The 20,032-nt window shown below is 61.5% G+C and carries 18 protein-coding genes; 8 read left to right on the forward strand and 10 right to left on the reverse strand.

Translation table 11 applies throughout. The annotated features are described in order from the left end of the window. Positions 1 to 2 precede the first annotated feature (2 nt). Positions 3 to 1,955, reverse strand: a complete 1,953-nt coding sequence (locus NKJ06_RS00190) for an LTA synthase family protein (RefSeq protein WP_502905576.1) — start codon at positions 1,953 to 1,955, stop codon at positions 3 to 5. 253 nt (positions 1,956 to 2,208) lie between these two features. Here NKJ06_RS00190 and fabD point away from each other — a divergent pair, with 253 nt between their 5' ends. From fabD to fabG, 3 genes are all read left to right on the forward strand, one after another. Further along, positions 2,209 to 3,162, forward strand: a complete 954-nt coding sequence (gene fabD, locus NKJ06_RS00195) for an ACP S-malonyltransferase (protein WP_352627018.1) — start codon at positions 2,209 to 2,211, stop codon at positions 3,160 to 3,162. Between the two features lie 65 nt (positions 3,163 to 3,227). Continuing rightward, on the forward strand, positions 3,228 to 3,452 hold the full coding sequence (gene relB, locus NKJ06_RS00200) for a type II toxin-antitoxin system RelB family antitoxin (protein WP_352627019.1): 225 nt from the start codon (positions 3,228 to 3,230) through the stop codon (positions 3,450 to 3,452). A 30-nt stretch (positions 3,453 to 3,482) separates the two neighbouring features. Then, on the forward strand, positions 3,483 to 4,220 hold the full coding sequence (gene fabG / locus NKJ06_RS00205; RefSeq protein WP_352627021.1) for a 3-oxoacyl-[acyl-carrier-protein] reductase: 738 nt from the start codon (positions 3,483 to 3,485) through the stop codon (positions 4,218 to 4,220). Positions 4,221 to 4,299: 79 nt separating this feature from the next. Here fabG and NKJ06_RS00210 read toward each other — a convergent pair whose 3' ends face one another. Then, on the reverse strand, positions 4,300 to 6,180 hold the full coding sequence (locus NKJ06_RS00210; RefSeq protein ID WP_352627311.1) for a putative bifunctional diguanylate cyclase/phosphodiesterase: 1,881 nt from the start codon (positions 6,178 to 6,180) through the stop codon (positions 4,300 to 4,302). Between the two features lie 132 nt (positions 6,181 to 6,312). Then, the gene (locus NKJ06_RS00215; protein WP_352627023.1) at positions 6,313 to 6,843 is read right to left on the reverse strand and encodes a putative pterin-binding protein; all 531 of its coding nucleotides are present in this window, start codon (positions 6,841 to 6,843) and stop codon (positions 6,313 to 6,315) included. Positions 6,844 to 7,341: 498 nt separating this feature from the next. On the opposite strand from NKJ06_RS00215, the gene NKJ06_RS00220 reads away from it, so the two are divergent. The 5 genes from NKJ06_RS00220 (at position 7,342) to gmk (ending at position 11,947) form a co-directional block, all read left to right on the forward strand. Continuing rightward, positions 7,342 to 7,578 carry an acyl carrier protein gene (locus tag NKJ06_RS00220; protein WP_006203723.1) on the forward strand — a complete coding sequence of 79 codons (237 nt, stop codon included), beginning with the start codon at positions 7,342 to 7,344 and terminating at the stop codon, positions 7,576 to 7,578. A 35-nt stretch (positions 7,579 to 7,613) separates the two neighbouring features. Beyond that, positions 7,614 to 8,876: a beta-ketoacyl-ACP synthase II gene (gene fabF, locus NKJ06_RS00225; protein WP_352627025.1), complete on the forward strand. Its 1,263-nt coding sequence runs from the start codon at positions 7,614 to 7,616 to the stop codon at positions 8,874 to 8,876. Positions 8,877 to 8,978: 102 nt separating this feature from the next. Continuing rightward, positions 8,979 to 10,238, forward strand: coding sequence for an endolytic transglycosylase MltG (gene mltG, locus NKJ06_RS00230; RefSeq protein ID WP_352627026.1), 1,260 nt, complete (start codon positions 8,979 to 8,981; stop codon positions 10,236 to 10,238). A 158-nt stretch (positions 10,239 to 10,396) separates the two neighbouring features. After that, on the forward strand, positions 10,397 to 11,287 hold the full coding sequence (locus NKJ06_RS00235; RefSeq protein WP_352627027.1) for a YicC/YloC family endoribonuclease: 891 nt from the start codon (positions 10,397 to 10,399) through the stop codon (positions 11,285 to 11,287). Positions 11,288 to 11,290: 3 nt separating this feature from the next. After that, positions 11,291 to 11,947, forward strand: a complete 657-nt coding sequence (gene gmk, locus NKJ06_RS00240; RefSeq protein ID WP_352627028.1) for a guanylate kinase — start codon at positions 11,291 to 11,293, stop codon at positions 11,945 to 11,947. Positions 11,948 to 11,952: 5 nt separating this feature from the next. Here the strand turns inward: gmk and NKJ06_RS00245 are convergent, their stop codons facing one another. The 7 genes from NKJ06_RS00245 to lptF all read right to left on the reverse strand — a co-directional run bounded on the left by NKJ06_RS00245 (position 11,953) and on the right by lptF (position 19,946). After that, a complete protein-coding gene (locus NKJ06_RS00245; protein WP_352627029.1) occupies positions 11,953 to 12,303 on the reverse strand; it encodes an ASCH domain-containing protein in 351 nt (116 codons plus the stop codon). Between the two features lie 8 nt (positions 12,304 to 12,311). After that, on the reverse strand, positions 12,312 to 13,151 hold the full coding sequence (gene rsmA, locus NKJ06_RS00250; protein ID WP_352627031.1) for a 16S rRNA (adenine(1518)-N(6)/adenine(1519)-N(6))-dimethyltransferase RsmA: 840 nt from the start codon (positions 13,149 to 13,151) through the stop codon (positions 12,312 to 12,314). Positions 13,152 to 13,161: 10 nt separating this feature from the next. Further along, positions 13,162 to 14,178, reverse strand: coding sequence for a 4-hydroxythreonine-4-phosphate dehydrogenase PdxA (pdxA, locus tag NKJ06_RS00255; protein ID WP_352627032.1), 1,017 nt, complete (start codon positions 14,176 to 14,178; stop codon positions 13,162 to 13,164). Positions 14,179 to 14,191: 13 nt separating this feature from the next. Continuing rightward, complete coding sequence (locus NKJ06_RS00260; protein WP_352627034.1) at positions 14,192 to 15,118, reverse strand: SurA N-terminal domain-containing protein; 927 nt, start codon at positions 15,116 to 15,118, stop codon at positions 14,192 to 14,194. A gap of 99 nt (positions 15,119 to 15,217) precedes the next feature. Beyond that, complete coding sequence (locus tag NKJ06_RS00265; RefSeq protein WP_352627036.1) at positions 15,218 to 17,662, reverse strand: LPS-assembly protein LptD; 2,445 nt, start codon at positions 17,660 to 17,662, stop codon at positions 15,218 to 15,220. After that, entirely contained in the window at positions 17,662 to 18,747 is a 1,086-nt protein-coding gene (lptG, locus tag NKJ06_RS00270) for an LPS export ABC transporter permease LptG (RefSeq protein ID WP_352627312.1), read from the reverse strand. The genes NKJ06_RS00265 and lptG overlap by 1 nt, the downstream gene beginning before the upstream one ends. Next, on the reverse strand, positions 18,744 to 19,946 hold the full coding sequence (lptF, locus tag NKJ06_RS00275; RefSeq protein ID WP_352627038.1) for an LPS export ABC transporter permease LptF: 1,203 nt from the start codon (positions 19,944 to 19,946) through the stop codon (positions 18,744 to 18,746). The genes lptG and lptF overlap by 4 nt, the downstream gene beginning before the upstream one ends. Positions 19,947 to 20,032: the final 86 nt, after the last annotated feature.

Below are 20,032 nucleotides of genomic sequence, written 5' to 3' on the forward strand. Positions count from 1 at the left end.
GTTCAACTCGTATGGGCGACAACCTTGTCGACCGTTTCGGGGAAGAAGTCGGGCGCCGCATTGCGTTTGCCGAACATCATATCGTACTGCAACAGGCGGAAATCGCGGATCGCCGGGTCGATCTCTTTCTGCCGCGCCCAGTCGGGCGTGGCCTCGCCAGCCGGCGTCAGCAACAGGTTGCGGTCGACGACACGATAGCGCTCGCTCATCTCGCCCAGGAAGCCGGTGTAGTAGGGATGAGTGATGCCGGCCGCCTTCAGGATATGATAGGGCAGGAAGGCCGGGCTGACGGCGCCCACGTCTTCAGCCGGCCCGGTGCGGTTCGACCAGATGACCAGCGGCGTCTCGTGGTGTTCGAGGGCGGCCTCGGGCGACGCTTCCTTGCGCGGCGCGACATTGTCCTTGAGGAAACCCGTTTCGACGTAGACTGGCCCCAGCGGCGGCAGATGGTCGCCGAAGAAGGCGATCACGGTGGGGCGGGAGCGTTTCTTCGCCCATTCGACGAGGCGTTCAAGACCGCGATCCGCATCGGCTGAACCCTCGGCGTAGCTGAGCAGCGATTCGCGCGCCCACTGGCTGATCGGCGCCTGCACCGTATGCGTCGGATTGTAATAGCGGTTCGGCTCGTAGGGACCGTGGTTTTGCAGGCTGACGGCAAAGAAGAACACCGGCGCGTCGCTGGCGTCGGCCTCGCTGATGATCTCGTCGGTCATCGCGGCGTCCGATGCCAGCGGCCCGCGCTTTTGCATGGGCGGCAGCGTCTCTTCCGACTTGAAGTCGTTGAAGCCGAAATCGGCGTAGACCGCGCCACGGTTCCAGAACCAGTTGGTGCCGGGATGGATGGCGCGCGCCCGGTAACCCTGGCTCTTGAGGAAGGTTGCGAGCGAAGGCGTCGGCGTGCGCACATATTGTTGATAGGGGATGCTGCCGGCCGGCAGGAACGCATTGGAAAAGCCGGTCAGCGCCTCGAACTCGATGTTGGCGGTCATGCCGCCGAATTCCGGCGAGAACATCGAACCCGAGCGCAGCGCGCGCACGTTGGGGATCGGATCGGGCGTGATGGTGACGCCGGGTAGCTTGGTCGGATCCCAGAAGGATTCGCTCATGACGATGATGATATCGGGCTTCTCGGCCGGTACCGAGACGGTTACATCAGGCTTGCCGATCGCCGCGATCGCTTTGTCGGAATACCCCGGCGGCGCCGAGACATGCGCCATCGGCACATTGAGCGCGAAGGCCAGCGCAAAGCCGTTGGAGGCATAGTTTTCCTTCTGGTCCCACATGATCGGGATGATCTGCAGCCGGTCCCTGGTCCAGGAGAAGGTGGCGTAGTCCATGATCGAAACGAAGAAGGCAAGCAGCGGCACTGCCAGCGTCAGCCGGGCAAGGCGTCCCTTGCGGCTGAGCGCCGGAACCTTGCGGCGCCATAGCCGCCAGCCGTAGACGAGCAGCGACAGGCCGGCGACGATGCCGGCGACCATGGCGAGCGCGGTCATCGGCCGGTCGCGCACCAGGAGTGGCAGCAGCGCGAAGATCTGGCGGGCATAGAGGAAATCGGTCGGATAGAGCGGATCGCCGAGATAGTGCGACTTCTGGTGACCGACGAAAGCAAGGGAAAGCGTCAGCGGCGCGACGATCATCAGGCTCTGGTGGCTGCGGCCGAGCACCGCATCGAGGCCGATCAGGATCAGCGCAAACACGACAATGGTGGTCCAGCCCGGCTTGAGCGGCTGCAGGAAGAAGGAGACCGTGCCGGCAAAGTCGCCGCGTACGATCAGTTCGATGGCGAACACCAGGACGGCAGCGATCGCCAGGCTGATCAGCCCATAGCGCACGACCGGCCATCTCCTGCCCGGCAGGTAGCCGGTGGAGGGGTCGTCTTCCAGGAACTGTGGCGCGGCCTTGGCGGCGCGTTTCGAACTCTTTGCCACTTTAACTTCCCCACCCGGCGACAGCACGTCACTCGATTGTCATAGAATTGTCACGCAAAGCTAGCGCCTGTGGCCAAAATAAGAAGAGCCAGCAAACGAATCGTGAGCGGTTTTCATCAGGAGTGATCGCCAAAAAGCCTTTCGGAACAGGCACTCGGTGCACAAAGTTGCCGCCGGGCAGGGTCGAACCGGGCTTGACTTGGCGGCCTGCCTTGCGTCACACGCAAGAAAAACTTGTCTGCCAGGCAAGCAAAACCAACCTCTTGGGAGTCCTCGCATGGCCGTTGCATTCACCTTTCCTGGACAAGGCAGCCAGGCCGTCGGCATGGGCAAGGATCTCGCCGACGCCTTTCCGGAGGCGCGCCGGATCTTCCAGGAAGTCGATGATGCGCTCGACGAAAACCTGTCAAAGCTGATCTGGGAAGGTCCGGAAGAGACGTTGACGCTGACCGCCAACGCGCAACCGGCGCTGATGGCGGTGTCGCTGGCCGCGATCCAGGCGCTGGAATCGCGTGGTTTCTCGCTGAAAGGCAAGGTCGCCTATGTCGCCGGCCATTCGCTGGGCGAATATTCGGCGCTCGCGGCCGCGGGCTTCGTTTCGGTTGCCGATGCCGCCCGGCTGCTGCGCATACGTGGCAACGCCATGCAGGCGGCGGTGCCGGCCGGCGAGGGCGCGATGGCGGCGATCATCGGACTGGAACAGGCCGATGTCGAAGCTGCCTGCGCCGAGGCCGCCCAAGCGGCCGGGAAGGGTTCTGTTTGCCAGGTGGCGAACGACAATGGCGGTGGCCAACTCGTCATTTCCGGCGTCAAGGCCGCGGTCGAACTGGCGGCAAAACTGTGCACGGAAAAGGGTGCCAAGCGCGCGCTGATGCTGCAGGTGTCTGCGCCCTTCCACTCCGCCCTGATGACGCCTGCGGCCGAGATCATGCGCGAGGCGCTGGCCAGCGTGACGAAGGCCGCGCCGGTGGTGCCCATCGTCTCCAACGTTACCGTCACCCCGACCAATGACCCCGACGAGATCGCGCGGCGTCTGGTCGAGCAGGTGGTCTCCCGCGTGCGCTGGCGCGAGACGGTGGAATGGTTCGGCGCAAACGGCGTCACCACACTTTACGAGATTGGCGCCGGCAAGGTGCTTTCGGGATTGGCGCGCCGCATCAACCGCGACATCGCCACATCAGCTGTCGGCACGTCGGTCGAAGTCGAGGCAGCGCTAGCGGCGCTTGGTTGAACGGCCTGACTTGAATTCACAGACGCGCGGCCACATGAATACGCGCATCGCAACCAAGGTGCGGCATGTCCACATCGATCCGTCTTTCTCCAGAGATCAGGCTGCGCCTGGATGCTCTCGCGTCCAAGACCGGTCGCGCCAGGGCTTATTACATGCGCGAGTTCATTGAGCGCGGCCTTGAGGACCTGGAAGACTACTGTCTTGCCGCCGAGGTGCTGGTGCGGATCAGGATCGGTGAGGAAGGTATTATGAAAGCCGACGACTTCTGGGGCAGTGATGTCTACAGATAATCGTTATCCGGTTTCAGAGAAGGAAAAGACATGTTCGAATTGACTGGCCGCAAGGCGCTCGTCACCGGTGCATCCGGGGGCATCGGCGAGGCGATCGCCAGGGTGCTGCATGCGCAAGGCGCGATCGTCGGCCTGCACGGCACCCGCGTCGAGAAACTGGAAGCGCTGGCCGCCGAGCTTGGCGACCGGGTCAAGCTCTTTCCGGCCAATCTGTCGAACCGCGATGAGGTCAAGGCGCTCGGCCAGAAGGCGGAGGCCGATCTCGAAGGCGTCGACATCCTGGTCAACAATGCCGGCATCACCAAGGACGGGCTGTTCGTGCGCATGTCGGATGCCGACTGGGACACCGTGCTCGAAGTCAATCTGACCGCCGTGTTCCGGCTGACCCGCGAACTCACCCATCCGATGATGCGCCGCCGCTACGGCCGCATCATCAACATCACCTCGGTCGTCGGCGTCACCGGCAATCCCGGCCAGACCAACTACTGCGCCTCCAAGGCCGGCATGATCGGCTTTTCCAAGTCGCTGGCGCAGGAGATCGCCACCCGCAACATCACCGTCAACTGCGTCGCCCCAGGCTTCATCGAATCGGCGATGACCGGCAAGCTCAACGACAAGCAGAAAGAGGCGATCATGGCGGCGATCCCGACGCGCCGCATGGGCACCAGCGTTGAAGTCGCGTCCGCCGTCGCCTATCTCGCCTCCAACGAAGCCGCCTACATCACCGGCCAGACCATCCATGTAAATGGCGGCATGGCGATGATTTGACCGGACGTGGCACTTCCCCGCGCATCCGCTTTGTTCGGGATGAGGCCAGTTGTTCGGAATGAGGCCAGTCGAACGATGACTAGGCAGAGAGGCTCAGCTTGAATTTTCCTGCGCTTCTCGTCCTGCCTCGCCGGGCAATCATATGGTTTGTCAGCAAGGTTTCTTCGATGGGCTTCGACATAAAGAACCCTTGAGCGCGGTGACATTGTTCAGCGATCAGAAAATCTAGCTGCGCTTCGTTTTCCACCCCCTCCGCCACAACCGTCAGGCTGAGCGAATTGGCCAGCGCTATGATCCCTCGCACGACATTCTGCTTTTTCGGGGACGATGCCAAATCGCTCAAGAAGGACCGGTCGATCTTCAATTGATCCAGGTTGAAATCGGCGAGATAGCCGAAACTTGCATAGCCAGAGCCAAAATCGTCGAGTGCCAAACTGACTCCGATGTTTCGAATTTCGGTCAGGATATCCAAAGCGCTTCGGCTGTTCTGGACAAACACCCCTTCAGTGATTTCCAGTTGCAGACGTGACGTCGGCAGTCCCGTTTGTCGCAACACTTCAACCAGATGGGTGAAGTACACGTCGTTCTGAAGACTCTTTCCTGAAACATTTACCGAGCAGACAAAGTCCTCCGAGCAAATGGGCAGCCACTGTGCTGCCTGCCGGCAAGCCTTGCTCAAGACCAATTTGTCGAGTTCCAATATCAGGTCACTTCGCTCGGCTGTTGGAATAAACGATATCGGCGGCCGAATCGCCCCTGAGATCGGGTCACGCCAACGGACCAAGGCCTCGGCCCCGGTCATGCGGCCGGTTGCCAACTCAAATTGTGGTTGCCAGACCAGGAAGAATTCGTCGCAATTAAGCGCTCGCTTGATTGCGGCCTCTTCGCCAAGCTGCACATCGATTTGACTGAGGATTGCAGGCGAAAACGTCACCAGGCCGGCCCGCCCCTGGGCTTTTGCGGCATAGAGAGCGCTATCCGCGTTGCGCATCAATGTTGAAATGTCCGCACCGTGCTGCGGAAAACTGGCCATGCCGATGCTTGCGCCAACTCGAACTTGATGGCCTTCCAGCTCGGCAAACCCATTCAATTGCTCCCGAAGACGATTGCCGAGACCTTTTTCGGCCGAATGCGTCATTCCAACCTCGATGACGGCGAACTCGTCTCCACCCAATCGAACCGCAAATACGTCATCGGGGCGTTCGATCAACTGCAGGATTTCGGCGACGGCTTTCAGCAGAAGATCGCCAACGTGATGGCCGAACGTATCATTCACATTCTTGAAATGATCGAGGTCGATCAGGTAAAGATGGAGTTGCTTGCCAGCTAGCTTTGCGCGATCCAGCAAATCGTCTCTATTGGCTGACATCCAGGCACGGTTCTTCAAACCAGTGGTCGCGTCACGCCAAGCCAGAAATTCCAGTTTCTTTATGGTCTCACGGCGGCCGATAAGCAATACGGCAGTCCCGATTGCAAGTAGTGACAAAATCGCCAACGCGAAGGAAATCTGATAATTAAATCTATTCAGGCTGATTTCTGAGGCGTAGAGATCGGCGTTTACCTGTTCACCGAATTTATAATACTCCTCATTCATTCGGGCTACGATCTGATCGAGTTCCAGCCCCATTTCCTTCAATCTGTCTGCATCGAGAGGTAGCCCGGCGGCAATCAGCGCATCAGTCCGCGTCACCAGGTCGTTGACGCGCGGCACGATCCCCGCGTAGGCAGGAATTTCACGACTCGTTCCACTGCCGTCGACCCGCTCGAAGCGGACATAAACCAGATCATTTGCCGCCAGTAGCTGATCGAGGCCTGTTGTGGACGTGGGCGCAGCCTGAGCGAGCGAAATCATATCCCGCAAGTGCGTCACGTCGCGTATGGCGATGTGGAATTCGCGAATGGCGAAAAACCCGAACCGGGGCAGCGATGACTCTATCTTGCTGATGCTGAGAAACAACACCGTGATCAAGATGCTTGAACAGGCCACGGCTGCAGCTATGGCTGTCCCGTATGTAACCGGAACTCGCCAGCCCCTCTTTCCTCGCCAGCCCCTCTTTCTAAGCCTTGCCATCAAGGTCACGCGGAAGCTCAACTAGCTGCCGGACTCGATCGCCTTGATCAGCCAGACCCATCGTGGTTTGCGAATCGGCGTATCAAAGCCAGGATAGTCATTGAGGGGATAGACGAGCCGGGTAGGACCCTGGGTGCGTCGGGTCAGCAACTTTCCGTCCTGTCGCGTGGCAAGCAGGAGAGGACCGTCGGTCCAGTCCTCTCTCGGAATTATCTGCACATAGTCGTCGACTGCTCGCAGAACAACGGAATCCTTGCCCTCCAATCCAACCAGCTTGAGCACATCGCTGAACAGGACGCCTTCAAATGTAAGCTGGCCGCTTTCGAAAGGACTTGGGGTAGTGATCCTATAGAGGCCGAGCTTCTCCAGTTGCCTCAAGGTGATCGGAGTCGATTCACCGTTCTTCTGGATATTGAAAGCAACCGTGTCCGGCGGTTCTGGGAGCTTTATGGATTCCAATGCCCGCGCAGGCAGAATGCCAAATGCGAAAATCGCCAGTATGACTAGGCAGCGCTTGGTCGTCAGGCGTCTTTTGTTGAGCAAGGATGACATACGTCCACTCCTTTTCTTATTCCCGCAAGCCAGCGCGACCGTCATCGGGGCACCATTTCTTGACAGAATCATTAACGGTACCATGATGGAGTAACTTTTCAGTTAGCAGGCTATCTCCATTTTCGATTTTCGTCTGGCTGTCGTCGGCATGCCCAAGATGCCCGTCTTGTCGCTGGTTCGCGTCTAGAACAATGACTCTAATCGACCCGCATCGGTCATCCTGCTGGACCATTCTCGCGGAATTTCTTTTGCGGGACGCCAGGCACGCATGCGACGGAGGGATGGAGCGGGGTCGCGACAGAACCCGCTCAAAGTCATCGGAGAAGGCCCATTTCGGCTTGGACCTCAGCTGATTTTCGTGTAATGCGGCCCGCAACCCGGCGGTTCGGGCAAAAACCGGTCGTAGCCGTTGCGTTTCCGGCAGGACCATCTTTCAGCTTGATTAGCGGCATTCTGCCCGCTAACGAAGACAGACAAACAAAAGACGAGGATGCCCAAATGAGTGACACCGCAGAGCGCGTCAAGAAGATTGTCATCGAGCACCTTGGCGTCGATGCCGACAAAGTGACGGAGCAGGCGAGCTTCATCGATGATCTGGGCGCCGACAGCCTCGACACGGTCGAACTCGTCATGGCGTTCGAAGAAGAATTCGGCGTCGAGATTCCCGACGACGCAGCCGAGACCATCCTCACCGTCGGCGATGCGGTGAAGTACATCGACAAGGCTTCGGCCTGACACTTTCCGCAGTCATCACCGGGGAGGAACCTGCGATGAGGCGTGTCGTCGTCACGGGCCTTGGGTTGCTGTCGCCGTTCGGCATGGGCTTCGAGCACAGCTGGAAGGAACTTCTGACCGGCCGCAGCGCTGCCAAGCGCGTCACCGAGTTCGAGGTGGAGGATCTTGCCTGCAAGATCGCCCACGTCATTCCGCGTGGCGACGGCAGCAATGCCACCTTCAATCCCGAGGCCGTGCTCGAGCCGAAGGAATTGCGCAAGATCGGCGACTTCATCCTGTACGGGATTGCCGCCGCCGACGAAGCGCTGAAGGATTCCGGCTGGGAGCCGAAGACACATGCCGAGCAATGCGCCACCGGCGTCCTGATCGGCTCCGGCATTGGCGGCATCGAGGGCATCGCCGAGAACGCGATGATCCTCAGGGAACGCGGCCCGCGCCGCATCAGCCCTTTCTTCATCCCAGGCCAGATCATCAATCTCGTCTCCGGGCAGGTTTCGATCCGGCACGGGCTGAAAGGCCCGAACCATGCCGTCGTCACGGCCTGTTCGACTGGCGCGCACGCCATTGGCGATGCCGCCCGGTTGATCATGTGGGGCGATGCCGATGTGATGCTCGCAGGTGGCGCCGAAGCGCCGGTGACGCGGCTGTCGATCGCCGGCTTCGCCGCGTGCCGGGCGCTGTCGACCGATCGCAACGATGCGCCTCAAACGGCGTCGCGTCCCTATGATCGCGACCGCGACGGCTTCGTCATGGGTGAGGGTGCCGGCGTTGTCGTGCTGGAGGAGCTCGAGCATGCCAAGGCGCGCGGCGCCAAGATCTATGCCGAGGTAACCGGTTATGGTCTCACCGGCGACGCGCATCACATCACCGCGCCCGCCGAGGATGGCGACGGTGCCTTCCGCTGCATGACGGCGGCGCTGAACCGGGCCAAGCTGACGCCTGCCGATGTCGACTACATCAACGCTCACGGCACCTCGACCATGGCCGACACGATTGAACTCGGCGCCGTCGAGCGGCTTGTCGGCAATGCCGCGTCGAAGATTTCGATGTCGTCGACCAAGTCGTCGATCGGCCATCTGCTTGGGGCGGCCGGTGCCGCCGAAGCGATCTTTTCGATCCTTGCCATCAGAGACAATGTCGCGCCGCCGACCATCAACCTCGACAACCCGGAGCGAGAAACCGCGATCGACCTGGTTCCGAACAAGCCGCGTGCCCGCCAGATTGACGTGGCGCTTTCCAATTCCTTCGGCTTTGGCGGTACCAACGCGTCGCTGGTCTTCCAGCGCTACAATGGCTGATCGTCCGGCTGCCGGGCGCCGCTTTGGCGTGCCGTCAATTTTGCCATATTCGCCCCTACTCTGCCGTTGGGGATTCGTTGGGCGATCAAACGGTAGGGCGAAATGAACACAAATCCGGCAGGCAACGGAGAATTCGGGCAGCGGCCGGCGACATCCGGACCGATCGTGCCGAAAACGGCCAGCGAGGCGTTGCGGCCTGAGGCCGGCACGCCGCCGCCGAAGCGCTCGCGTGCATCACGCAGCCAGGTCGTCGTGTTCATGAACTTCGTCATCTCCTCGGTGATGCTGATGGTTCTGGCGGCCGGCGTTGCGGTCTATTTCGGCAAGCAGGAATTCACCGAACCCGGCCCCTCGGCCAATGGCGACACCTTCCTGGTCAAGCCGAACACCGGCGTTCAGGATATCGCCGACCAGCTCGAACGCCGCGGACTGGTCAGCGACGCCCGGGTCTTCCGCCTTGGCGTGCGCGCCTTCGGCAATGATTCCGCGCTGAAGGCCGGCGAGTACGAGATCAAGCCCAGAGCCTCCATGCGCGACATCATGGAGCTTTTGAAGAGCGGCAAGTCGGTGATGTATTCGCTGACCATTCCAGAAGGGCTGACGGTCGCGCAGGCGCTTCAGCGCATCACCGACGACGCTGCCTTGAGCGGCGATATGCCGGCGACCACGCCTCCAGAAGGTAGTCTCGCCACTGACACACTGCGCTTCACGCGCGGCGCGACGCGCCAGCAGATGGTCGACAAGCTGCTGGCGGATCAGAAGAAGCTGGTTGACGACGTCTGGCAGCGGCGCGCGCCGGACCTGCCGCTGGCCAATGTCGAAGAGTTTGTTACGCTGGCCTCGATCGTAGAGAAGGAGACCGGCAAGGGTGACGAGCGATCACGGGTTGCCGCCGTCTTCCTGAACCGGCTTGCCAAGGGCATGCGCCTGCAGTCCGACCCAACCATCATCTACGGTCTGTTCGGCGGCAAGGGCAAGCCGGCGGACCGGCCGATCTACCAATCGGACATCCAGAAGCAGACGCCCTACAACACCTATGTGATCAGCGGTTTGCCACCGACGCCGATCGCCAATCCGGGTCGTGCGGCGCTGGAGGCGGTGGCCAATCCGTCGAAGACCGATGACCTCTATTTCGTCGCCGATGGCACCGGCGGGCACGTCTTTGCCGCGACGCTGGAAGAGCACAATGAGAATGTCGCCCGCTATCGTGCGTTGCAGAAGAAGCAGGCCGATGACGCCGCCAAGGCCGCCACCGGCGTCAGCGACATCAATGCCGGCAAGCCGACAGACGGGGGGCCGACCGATGGTGAGCCGGCTGACGGTGGCGACGACAGCGGCGGTGACGCGGGCGCTGCCCAGTAGAATAAAGAAAGGCGTTGCCCACCAGGCAACGCCCCGACATTTGCAAGAGCGCCGCGCATCCGATTTCGACGTGCCTGCGGTGCGATCATTTTCAAGCAGCACTTGCTCCTCTCCGGAAAGCCGGTCTCGGGGTGATGCGCCAGGGACTTGTGGGCGATATGAATTTGCAGAGCATGACCGGATTTGCGCGTGCCGTCGCCGAGCATGAAGGCACGTCGATCGCCTGGGAGGTCAAGTCCGTCAACGGCAAGAGCATCGAAGTGCGGCTGCGACTGCCGCAAGGCTTCGAGCGGCTGGAACCTGCCGTCAGGCAGACACTTCAGAAACGCTTTGCACGCGGCAATTTCCAGGCGACGCTGACCATCGGCCGTGCCGCAGGCGCGCAGGCGCAGCCGGTCATCAACGAAGCCTTCCTGAAGGATCTGGCCGGGCTCGCCAAGCGGCTGCAGGAGCAATTCGGCGTTGCTCCCGCAACATCGGACGGATTGCTGTCGCTGCGCGGCGTGCTCGATATTCCCGAAACTGTCGAAACCGAAGAGGCGAGGGCCGCGCTCGACGCCGTGGTCATGGTCGCGCTCGAGGTCGCCCTGACTGGGCTCGAACAGGCACGACAGGGTGAGGGCGCTGCGCTGGCTTTGCTGCTGTCGGGCCATATCGACACAATCGAGGCGCTGACGCTGCGGGCCGAGGCGGATCCGTCGCGCGAGACGGTGGCAATCCGCGAACGCATCGCCGAGCAGGTCAGGCTGCTGATGGACGCTTCCGCCAACCTGGACGCCACCCGGCTGCACATGGAGGCGGCGTTCCTCGCCACCAAAGCCGATATTCGCGAAGAGATCGACCGGCTGAAAACGCACGTCGCATCCGGTCGGGCACTGCTCGAAGCCGGCGGCGCGGTCGGCCGCAAGCTCGATTTTCTGGCACAGGAATTTAACCGCGAATCGAATACGCTGTGTTCGAAGTCGAATGCCGCCGCCGTCACCGCGATCGGGCTGGAACTGAAAGCGGTGGTCGACCAGTTTCGTGAACAGATTCAGAATCTGGAGTAGCCGATGGTTGCCAAGGATTTGGGGTCCCGCATTCGCCGCCGGGGCCTGATGCTCGTTCTGTCGTCGCCATCCGGCGCCGGCAAGTCGACGATCGCGCGCAACCTTCTGGAAAGCGATTCCAGCCTCGAACTGTCGGTCTCGGTCACCACCAGGCCGCGCCGCGGCAGCGAGATCGAGGGCGTCCACTACCATTTCCGGACGGTGCGCGAGTTCGAGCGGCTGCGCGATTCCGACGCGCTGCTCGAATGGGCCGAGGTGCACGGCAATTGCTATGCCACCCCGCGCGAACCGGCCGAACTGGCGTTGGCTCAAGGGCGCGACATGCTGTTCGACATCGACTGGCAAGGTGCCCAGCAACTCAAGGAGAAGATGCGCGCCGACATTGTCTCGATCTTCATCTTGCCGCCGTCGATGAAGGAATTGAAGGCGCGGCTGAAGCGCCGGGCCGAAGACCAGGAGGCGGTGATCGAGACGCGGCTGAAAAACGCCCGCAACGAGATCGAGCACTGGAAGGAATATGATTTCGTCATCATCAATGACGACCTCGACCGCGCCTTCGCCGAAGTGCGCGGCATCGTCGTCGCCGAGCGGCTAAGACGCGATCGCCGGCCAGGCCTGTTCGATTTCGTCTCGGGACTGTTGGACGAGAAGACGGGCTGAACCCGTTACGGCGTGGCAGCCGGGTAGCTGGATAGACGCATGCTATCGGCCGGCGTCAGATGTTCGACGATCTGCACGATGTCGGTCCATTCGATCTCAGGATAGTGCTCTCGCATTCCAGACAGCATGACATCCATTGGCCATTCGCTTTCCCGCCCGACAAAGGCGGCAGCTTCCGACAACGGCATTTCCGTACAGCGCGTAACCCACACGATGGCTGTCGACGTAGCGTCACCATCGCAGACATAACGCATGTAACCGGGCACGATCGTCGTCTCGCGCCAGCGTATGGTGGACGTCTTTTGCCCCGCCACCACAAGCGGGAAAAGTCGAGGCACCACCCCAAGTTCCTGCATGTCGGTCCTCATACCGCGTTGGTCAACCGCACGAATTCCTCGACGCTGAGCGTTTCGGCGCGACGTGTCGGATCGATGCCGGCGCGTTCGAGAAGAGCCTCGCCACCGAGGCTTTTCACGCTTTGCCGCAGCATCTTGCGGCGTTGGCCGAAAGCGGCTTCGGTGACACGGCCGAGTTTTTTCACCTCGGCGGCCAGGGGGGCAGGGCGCGGCACCAGATGCACCACCGAGGAGGTGACCTTTGGCGGCGGCGTGAATGCCTGTGGAGGCACGTCGAAGGCGATTCTTGCCTCCATCCGCCAGCCGGCCAGAACCCCGAGCCGGCCATAGCTGTCGCTGCCGGCGGGAGCGACGATGCGCTCGGCCACCTCGCGCTGGAACATCAATGTCATCGAGGTGTAGAAGGGCGGCCAATCGCTGACCGTCAACCAGCGCACCAAGAGTTCCGTGCCGATATTGTAGGGCAGGTTGGCCACGATCTTTACCGGGCCGCCGCTCCCGCCTGCTCGACTGGCGAGTGCCGCGAAATCCGTCTTCAGCGCATCGCCGGAGACAATCTCCAGCCGGCCGGGATAATGATCGGACACTTCGGCAAGGGCTGCCAGGCAGCGTTCGTCACGCTCGATGGCAACGACGTGGCGCGCCCCGTTGGAGAGCAAGGCGCGGGTCAGCCCGCCGGGACCGGGACCGACCTCGATTACGGTTGCGTCGGACAAGTCGCCGGCGGTGCGGGCGATCTTGCCGGTGAGATTAAGGTCGAGCAGGAAATTCTGGCCGAGCGCCTTTTTGGCTTGTAGCCCATGACGTTCGATCACCTCGCGCAGCGGCGGCAGCCCGTCGATGCTCATCCCTGCGGTCTCATGCGGCAACCGGCCTCGTGTTCGTGTCGGCCAATTGCCGGGCAAGCTTCAATGCCGCCATCAGGCTGTCGGGCCGCGCCACGCCCTTGCCGGCGATGTCGAAGGCGGTGCCGTGATCGGGCGAGGTGCGGATGAAGGGCAGGCCGAGCGTGACATTGACCGCCTCATCGAAGGCCAGCGCCTTGGCCGGGATCAGCGCCTGATCGTGATACATGCAAAGTGCGACATCATAGCCGGCCCGTGCCCGGACATGGAACAAGGTGTCGGCGGGCAAAGGGCCGAAAGCATCGATGCCTTCGGCACGCAGGATGTCCACCGCCGGGCGCACGATACGCTCGTCCTCGAGGCCCATGGCGCCGCCTTCACCGGCATGCGGATTGAGCCCGGCAACGGCCAGCCGTGGCCTGGCGATGCCAAAGCGGCTGGCGAGGTCGGCGGCGGTGATGCGCGCAGTGGCGACGATCAATTCGGTGGTCAGCGCCTTCGGTACTTCGGCCAGAGCAATGTGGATGGTGACGGGGACGGTGCGCAGGTCGGGGCCTGCCAGCATCATCACAGGCATCGCCTCGACGCCGCTGTGCCGGGCCGCCAGATGCGCCAGGTATTCGGTGTGGCCGGGAAAGCGGAAGCCGGCATCGTAGAGCGGCTTCTTGGCGATGGGGCAGGTGACGACGGCCAAGGCTTCGCCGGCAAGGCAGTCGGCGACGGCACGGTCGATGGCCTCGATGGTGGCGGCCGCATTGGCCGGCTCCGGCCGGCCGGGGCTGTCGATGCTGCGGGCAATCAGCGGTACGATCGGCAGCGCGCGGGCAAAGACTTGCGCCGCTTGTGCTGGGGTCGTTTCGGCGGTCGGCAGCGAAATGCCGAGCAGGCGCGCCCGGGCGGCGATCAGCGCCGGATCGGCGAGCAGATAGAAGGGGGGCAGGGCGGCAGCCTCACGCGCCATGAAAGCGGCGATGGCGATCTCCGGCCCGATGCCGGACGGATCGCCGGCGCTCAACGCGAGCGCAACCATTGTGCTGCCCACGTCAGCGCTTGACGATGCGGGCTTTCGCCTTCAGCTCGTCGACATATTTTTTGCTGAGCTCATCGGTGTTCTTGTCGCCGGAGCCCTCGTTCTGGAACACCATCTGGGCGACCTTGTCGTCGGACACTTCGCGCGACGAGCAGATGCCGATGAATTCGACGCCGCGTTCGGTCGCGCGCGTGACGGTGGCACCACCGACCTTGGTAGCCTTGATCTGCTCGGCCCAGTCCGGCGGCAGTTGCGGCGCCAGCACCCGGCCGAGATCGCGAACGGTGACATCGATCAGGCCCTTGGCGAATTCGCGCGTCGTGTTGCAGCCGCTGAAGCGGGCACGCATGGCGTCGGCCTCGCGCTTGCGCTTGGCCAGCGTTGCGCTGCGTTCGGCCGCCGGAACCACAAAGATGACCTGCTGCAGCATGTACTCGGTAGCGCTCGGCTTGGCGCCGCCTTTTTCGAGCATCTTCCTGACAAGGTCTTGTTCGCTGACGGCACCGGTGCCATCGCCGGAACGGTAACGCGCGCTCAAGGCCTGGTTCCAGGCCATCTGGGCGCGGATGAATTCCTTGAAGTGACTCTTGGTGACGCCTGACTTCTCCATGACGCCGTCGAGCTGGCTGAGCTGCATCTTGTTGCTCGAAGCAAAGCGTTGATATGCCGCCTCGACCTGTGCGTCGCTGATGCGGATGCCAAGCCGTTTGGCCTCGGCCATGCGCAGCGTCTGGTCGATCATTTCCTGGCCGGCGTCGCCCTTCTTGCGCTGCAGCTTCAGGAAGGCGGCGCGATGAGCGATGTCGCCGGTGGTGACCGGAATGTCGTTGACGACGTATTTGATCTCGCTGGCGAAAGCCGGCGGCGTCATCGCGGTGATGGACACGGACGTCGCTGCTACAAGCAACGCGAAACCTGCTGAAAAGAGGTATTTCCTCATCGTTGGTATCCCAATTCTATCCCGGTTCCGCCCATTTTATCGTTTCCAGGTGCGCGAAATCCGTGCCAGCCCTATGCGGCGAAACGATGTCGCCGATGATTACTGGATCGTGTCGATGGCACTGCTCGACGAGCCGAAATCGCCGAGGGTGCGGAACGACAGGTTGAAGCCGATGGTCTGCGACACCTCCCTAGTGTTCAGGTCGCGGGACTGGGAGTAGGTCATCAGATAGGTGAAACAGGAGTCGTTGTAGGCAAAGCCGACACCGTCCTTGACCAGCAGGCTTTGCTGCAAGTCGTAGGTTCCGGTGCCGAAGACGCGCCAGTTTTCGGCCAGATGCGTCGATGCACCGAGTGTGACCTCGTGGCGGTCGGTGGTGAAACCGTAGAGTGGTTGGGCTTGGATGAAGGCGTATTTGGCGCTCAGCGACACTGGCAGGCCGGAATAGGCGGCCTTCAGCTCGGCGCGGCGGATCTCAAAGCTCTGTTCGTCGAAACGGCCGCTGACCGAGGCCGCGAAGCCGTTGGGGCTGTTGATGCCAAACAGGCCGACATAGTCGGACTTGGTCGTGTCGAGACCTGAATAGGCGCCGACATTGACAAGATCCGGAGCGGCGAAGGAGTTCTCGCCGCCGATCTGATAGGATTGGCCGAAAATGGCATTGGTGCCCCAGCCATTGTTGTACGAGCCGGAATAGCGGAAGCCGACATTGGCGCGCGAACCGCCTTCGACACGGTCGTAGCCGGAGAACTTGTCGCGCTCGAACAAGGTGGTCGCGTCGAACACTATGCTTTGGGCGTCTTCGTTGGGAACAGCCAGACCGCCGACATACTGCTCGTTAGGGCGCATGAAGACCTGCGCCATCGGCTCGATCACGTGGCTGGATCCACTCGCCATTGAAAACAGCACTGGCCAACGCATCTCAAGGCCTGCGGTTGCCATGTAACGGGCAAATGACGAGCGCATATCGTCGTTGGTATTTATTTCAGGGTTCGTCGCCATCTCTTTGATGGCAGCAAGCGAAGCCGACGACGCGTTGAGGTAGTCCACGTCACCCTGCAGTGCGAGCAACGGCGTCAACACCAGCCCGCCATCGGTAACGAAGCTGCGTTTCCACTCGGCCTCGACGGTGACACGGCCGGATTCGCCTTCGATGCCACGGACACGCTCGGTTGGCGTAAGCGGGTTAAAAGGGGTCGAAAAGGCTTGATCGAGATCATCACGACGGATGACCCGCGCGTTGGCGTTGAGCGACAGCTGGCCGCCGGCCACCGATACGTCGGGAATATAGGCGTAGTCGAGCGACGGCAGCACCCAGGGCTGTTGCCCGCTTCGCGCGGATATGTTGTCGTCCGGCGTATCTTCCTGCACATCGAAGTGCATGGCACGCACGTCGAAATAGTTGCGGCCGTTGAGGCCCGTCAGATAGACCGAGGACTGGTGGACGGAAGCATTGTACTTGTCGATGTTGTAGGTGTTCGAAAAGTTCTTGTCGGTCTGCAGCAGCACATCCCAGCCGAAATTCCAGCGCGAATTGATGGCGAACTGGCCCTGGGTTCCCATCATGCCGCGGAATTTGTTGGGATCGCCCGCCGAACCCGAGTTGACATTGTGGCCGGCGGTGCTGAGAAAAGCTGTCGTGTCGAGAAAAGCATCGGGATCCTGCTGATGGATCCCGGCGATCTTCAAACTGTACTGGCCATTGTTGAAGCGCTGGCGCCACTCGGCCTCACCGAGGAAGCCCTGCTTGGTGTAGCCGGTGCCGGTGACGGTCAGGTCATAGGTCGGCGACAGTGCGAAATAATAGGGAATTTTCACGCCGACGCCGAGATCGTCGTTGAAGATGATACCGGGAATCAGGAAGCCGCTCTTGCGCTTCACCGTCGGGTCGGCAATCTCGAATGCAGGCAGATAGGCGAGTGGGAACCCAAAGAACTCGAAATTCGCATTCTCGAAGCGAACCGTCTTCTTCTCGCCGTTCCAGATGATCTTCTTGGCCTTGACGCGCCAGGTCGGCGCTTTGTCGGGCTTGTCCTCGCACGGTTCGCAGGCGGTGTAGACGCCATTGTGGAACGTGGTCAGCACGCCGCCCATGCGCTCGGCGCTTTCGGCGGCGAAATAGGCCTTGTCGATGGTTTCGACGCGCAACGCGTTGACGAAACCGTCGGCGAAATCATCGGTGATGTCGATATGTTCCGAATTGATCTTGGTGCCGTCGCTGTTGATGACTTCGACATTGCCGCTCGCGACCATCCGCTTGGTGTTGCGATTGTATTCGACTCGCTGGGCGACAAGGCGATTGCCACCATAGTCGATCTGCACGCCACCGACGGCGGTCACCGTCTGATTGTCGTTGTTGTAGACCAGCGTATCGGCCGCCAGCAGCATCTGCGAGCCGGACGGAACCGACGTCGCCATGTCGCCGACATCCTGCGCGAACGCCGGCATTGGGACGGCGCAGGCAAGCACGCACGCCAAGGCGGTCGCCGCATAGAGGCGCGCCAAACGGGCCTGCCTGTTGCTGGGCAAAAACGCCTCCCTCACTAGCCGTCTTCCTTGTATAGCAGGAAAGTCACCCCGAAGAACATAGCCACTACGACCGGCACCCAGGCTGCTACGACAGTCGGCACGAACCCCGCCACGCCGAATGCCTTCACCAGCACCGAAACGACATAAAGCAGAAAGCCAGCGATGATGCCACCCAGAATCATCGTCGCCGACTGCCCCATCCTCGCAAATCGCATTGAAACTGTTGCCGCAATCAGCGTCATGGCGACGAGAAGGAACGGCAACGCCACCAGCGAATCAAACTGCATGGCAAAAGCATTTGCCTTGAGGCCGAAGGAGCGGGCAACCTCGATTTTTCCGGGCAGGTCATAGAACGGGATGGTTTCGGGGCGCGCCAGCCGCTCCTGCACGAATTCGGGCTTCAGATTGGTCGGCACGCGATCGCTTGGCGACACCTGGATCGTGCCGTTCTGGAACGTCTTGACGTCCTGCAATTCCCAATAGCCGTCGCGCAGGAAGGCGCGCGCGGCGTCCTTGCGTTCGACGATGTTGCCTTGCGGGTCGAGAATGAAAAAGACGACATCGGCCATCTCCAGGCCCTGGTTCAGGATGGCCCGCGCACCGATGATGGTGTCGCCCGAACTGGTTTTCTGCCGGATCCAGGGCGCGGCATCGGCCGAAACCGTGTTCGATTTGCCGGAACGCAGCTGAGTTTCGATCTGCTCGGACCAGGAGAATGCATGAGCGGCGAGCGGATTGATGACGCCAACCGACAGGACGCCGAACAGCAAGGCTCCGATGCAGCACGGCAAGAGGAATTGCCAGGCGGAAACGCCGGCGGAACGCGCAATGACCAATTCGTAGCGCCGGTTGAGCGACACCAGCGTCGCCATCGCCGAGAAGAGACCGACAAACGGCACCGTCTGCAGCATGATCATCGGCATGCGGAGCCCCGAAATGGCCACTGCCGTTCCATAGGTGAAGCCGGGCAGGCCGGTGGTGCGACCGGAGAGTTCGGTGAAATCGATCAGGAACACCAGCGCCAGGAGGCCGATGAAGAACCAGAGGGTGATCGTCACATAGCGGAAGAAGAAATAGCGGCCCAGCGTCCAGCCCATCAGCTGACCCCTTGCCTTGAAGTGCCGCGCCTGGACAGACGCAGCTTGAGAGCGTTCCAGCTGTCACCGATGCGGGTGGCGAAGTTTGTCATCCAGTCGGCCCAGGCCACCGGCAGTTCCATGGTCCGGTTGGAGACGATAAACCAGATCGCCACCGCGGAAGCCACAATCGGCACGCCATAGACCATGTAGGCATATTGCGGGATCTCATCGGCCTTGCTGGCGGCAAAGAAGCCCAGCCAGCGCACGAACAGCGATATCGAAATCGCCGTGATCAGCGGATTGACGCGCGCCTCGCGGTGCGAGCGCGCGTCTCCGGCGACCGCGAGCGCGATGAGCGCGAAGACCACGGAATACGTCCATTCCGAAAACCGCTGGTTGACCTCGGCCTGGTATTGGTAGGGGGTCTGTTGATAACTCTTGTCGTTGGCGCTCGGGTTGAGCAGGTACTGGGTCGTCTGGTCCTTCGGCAGGAGTGTCACCGCCGAAGCCGCCGCCATGAAGGCCGACATGTCGAAGGCGTAGGAGGTGAACCGGATGACGGAGAGATCGCCGGTCAGCGTTTTGCGATGGATAACGCCGTCATTCATCATCAGCACCTTTTCGCCGCCGCGTTCGACGATGCTGCCGGTCTTGGCATAGTAGACGAGGTTGACGCCTTCCTCGCGTGAATCGGCGACGAAGATGCCGCCCAGCCGATTGTCGGGAAGCCGCTCGCCGACCTGCAGGAACAGCCCGTCCTCGACCTTGCGGAAGGTGCCCTCCTGGATGATCAGCGACAACAGATCCGCGCGCGACGACGCCACCAGGGCCCGGTTTTTCTGTCGTGCATAGGGGTCGATGCCGTTGTCGACGGCAAAGGAAAAGACGGCCGCCGCGAGCGCTAAAAGCATGATTGGCCGCACGATCGTCCAGCGCGAGGCGCCTGCAGCGTTGACGACGGCGAGCTCGGAATCCGAATTCATGACACTGAGTGTCTGTGCGACCGCCACCACCAGGGCGAAAGGCACCACGATCGGGATGATGGACGGAAGAATGAGGGCGGCGACCTCGAAGAAGGTCAGCGCCGATTGGCCGCTGTCGGTAACCAGGTCGATCTTTGCCAGCACCTGCGTCGTCCACACGATGGCCAGCGTCCAGACAAGCGCGGCCATGAAGACCACGAAAGCGCGGCGCATGATGTAGCGTTCAACGACCTTCATGAAGGCTTTTCTCGATTTTCTCGAACGGCATCATGCCACCGCACAAGGGTAGCTGTCCGGCAGCGCCTGCACAACTGGCTCCAACA

It is taken from the genome of Mesorhizobium sp. M0293, assembly GCF_040321735.1.
In the GTDB taxonomy this organism is placed as follows: Bacteria; Pseudomonadota; Alphaproteobacteria; order Rhizobiales; family Rhizobiaceae; genus Mesorhizobium.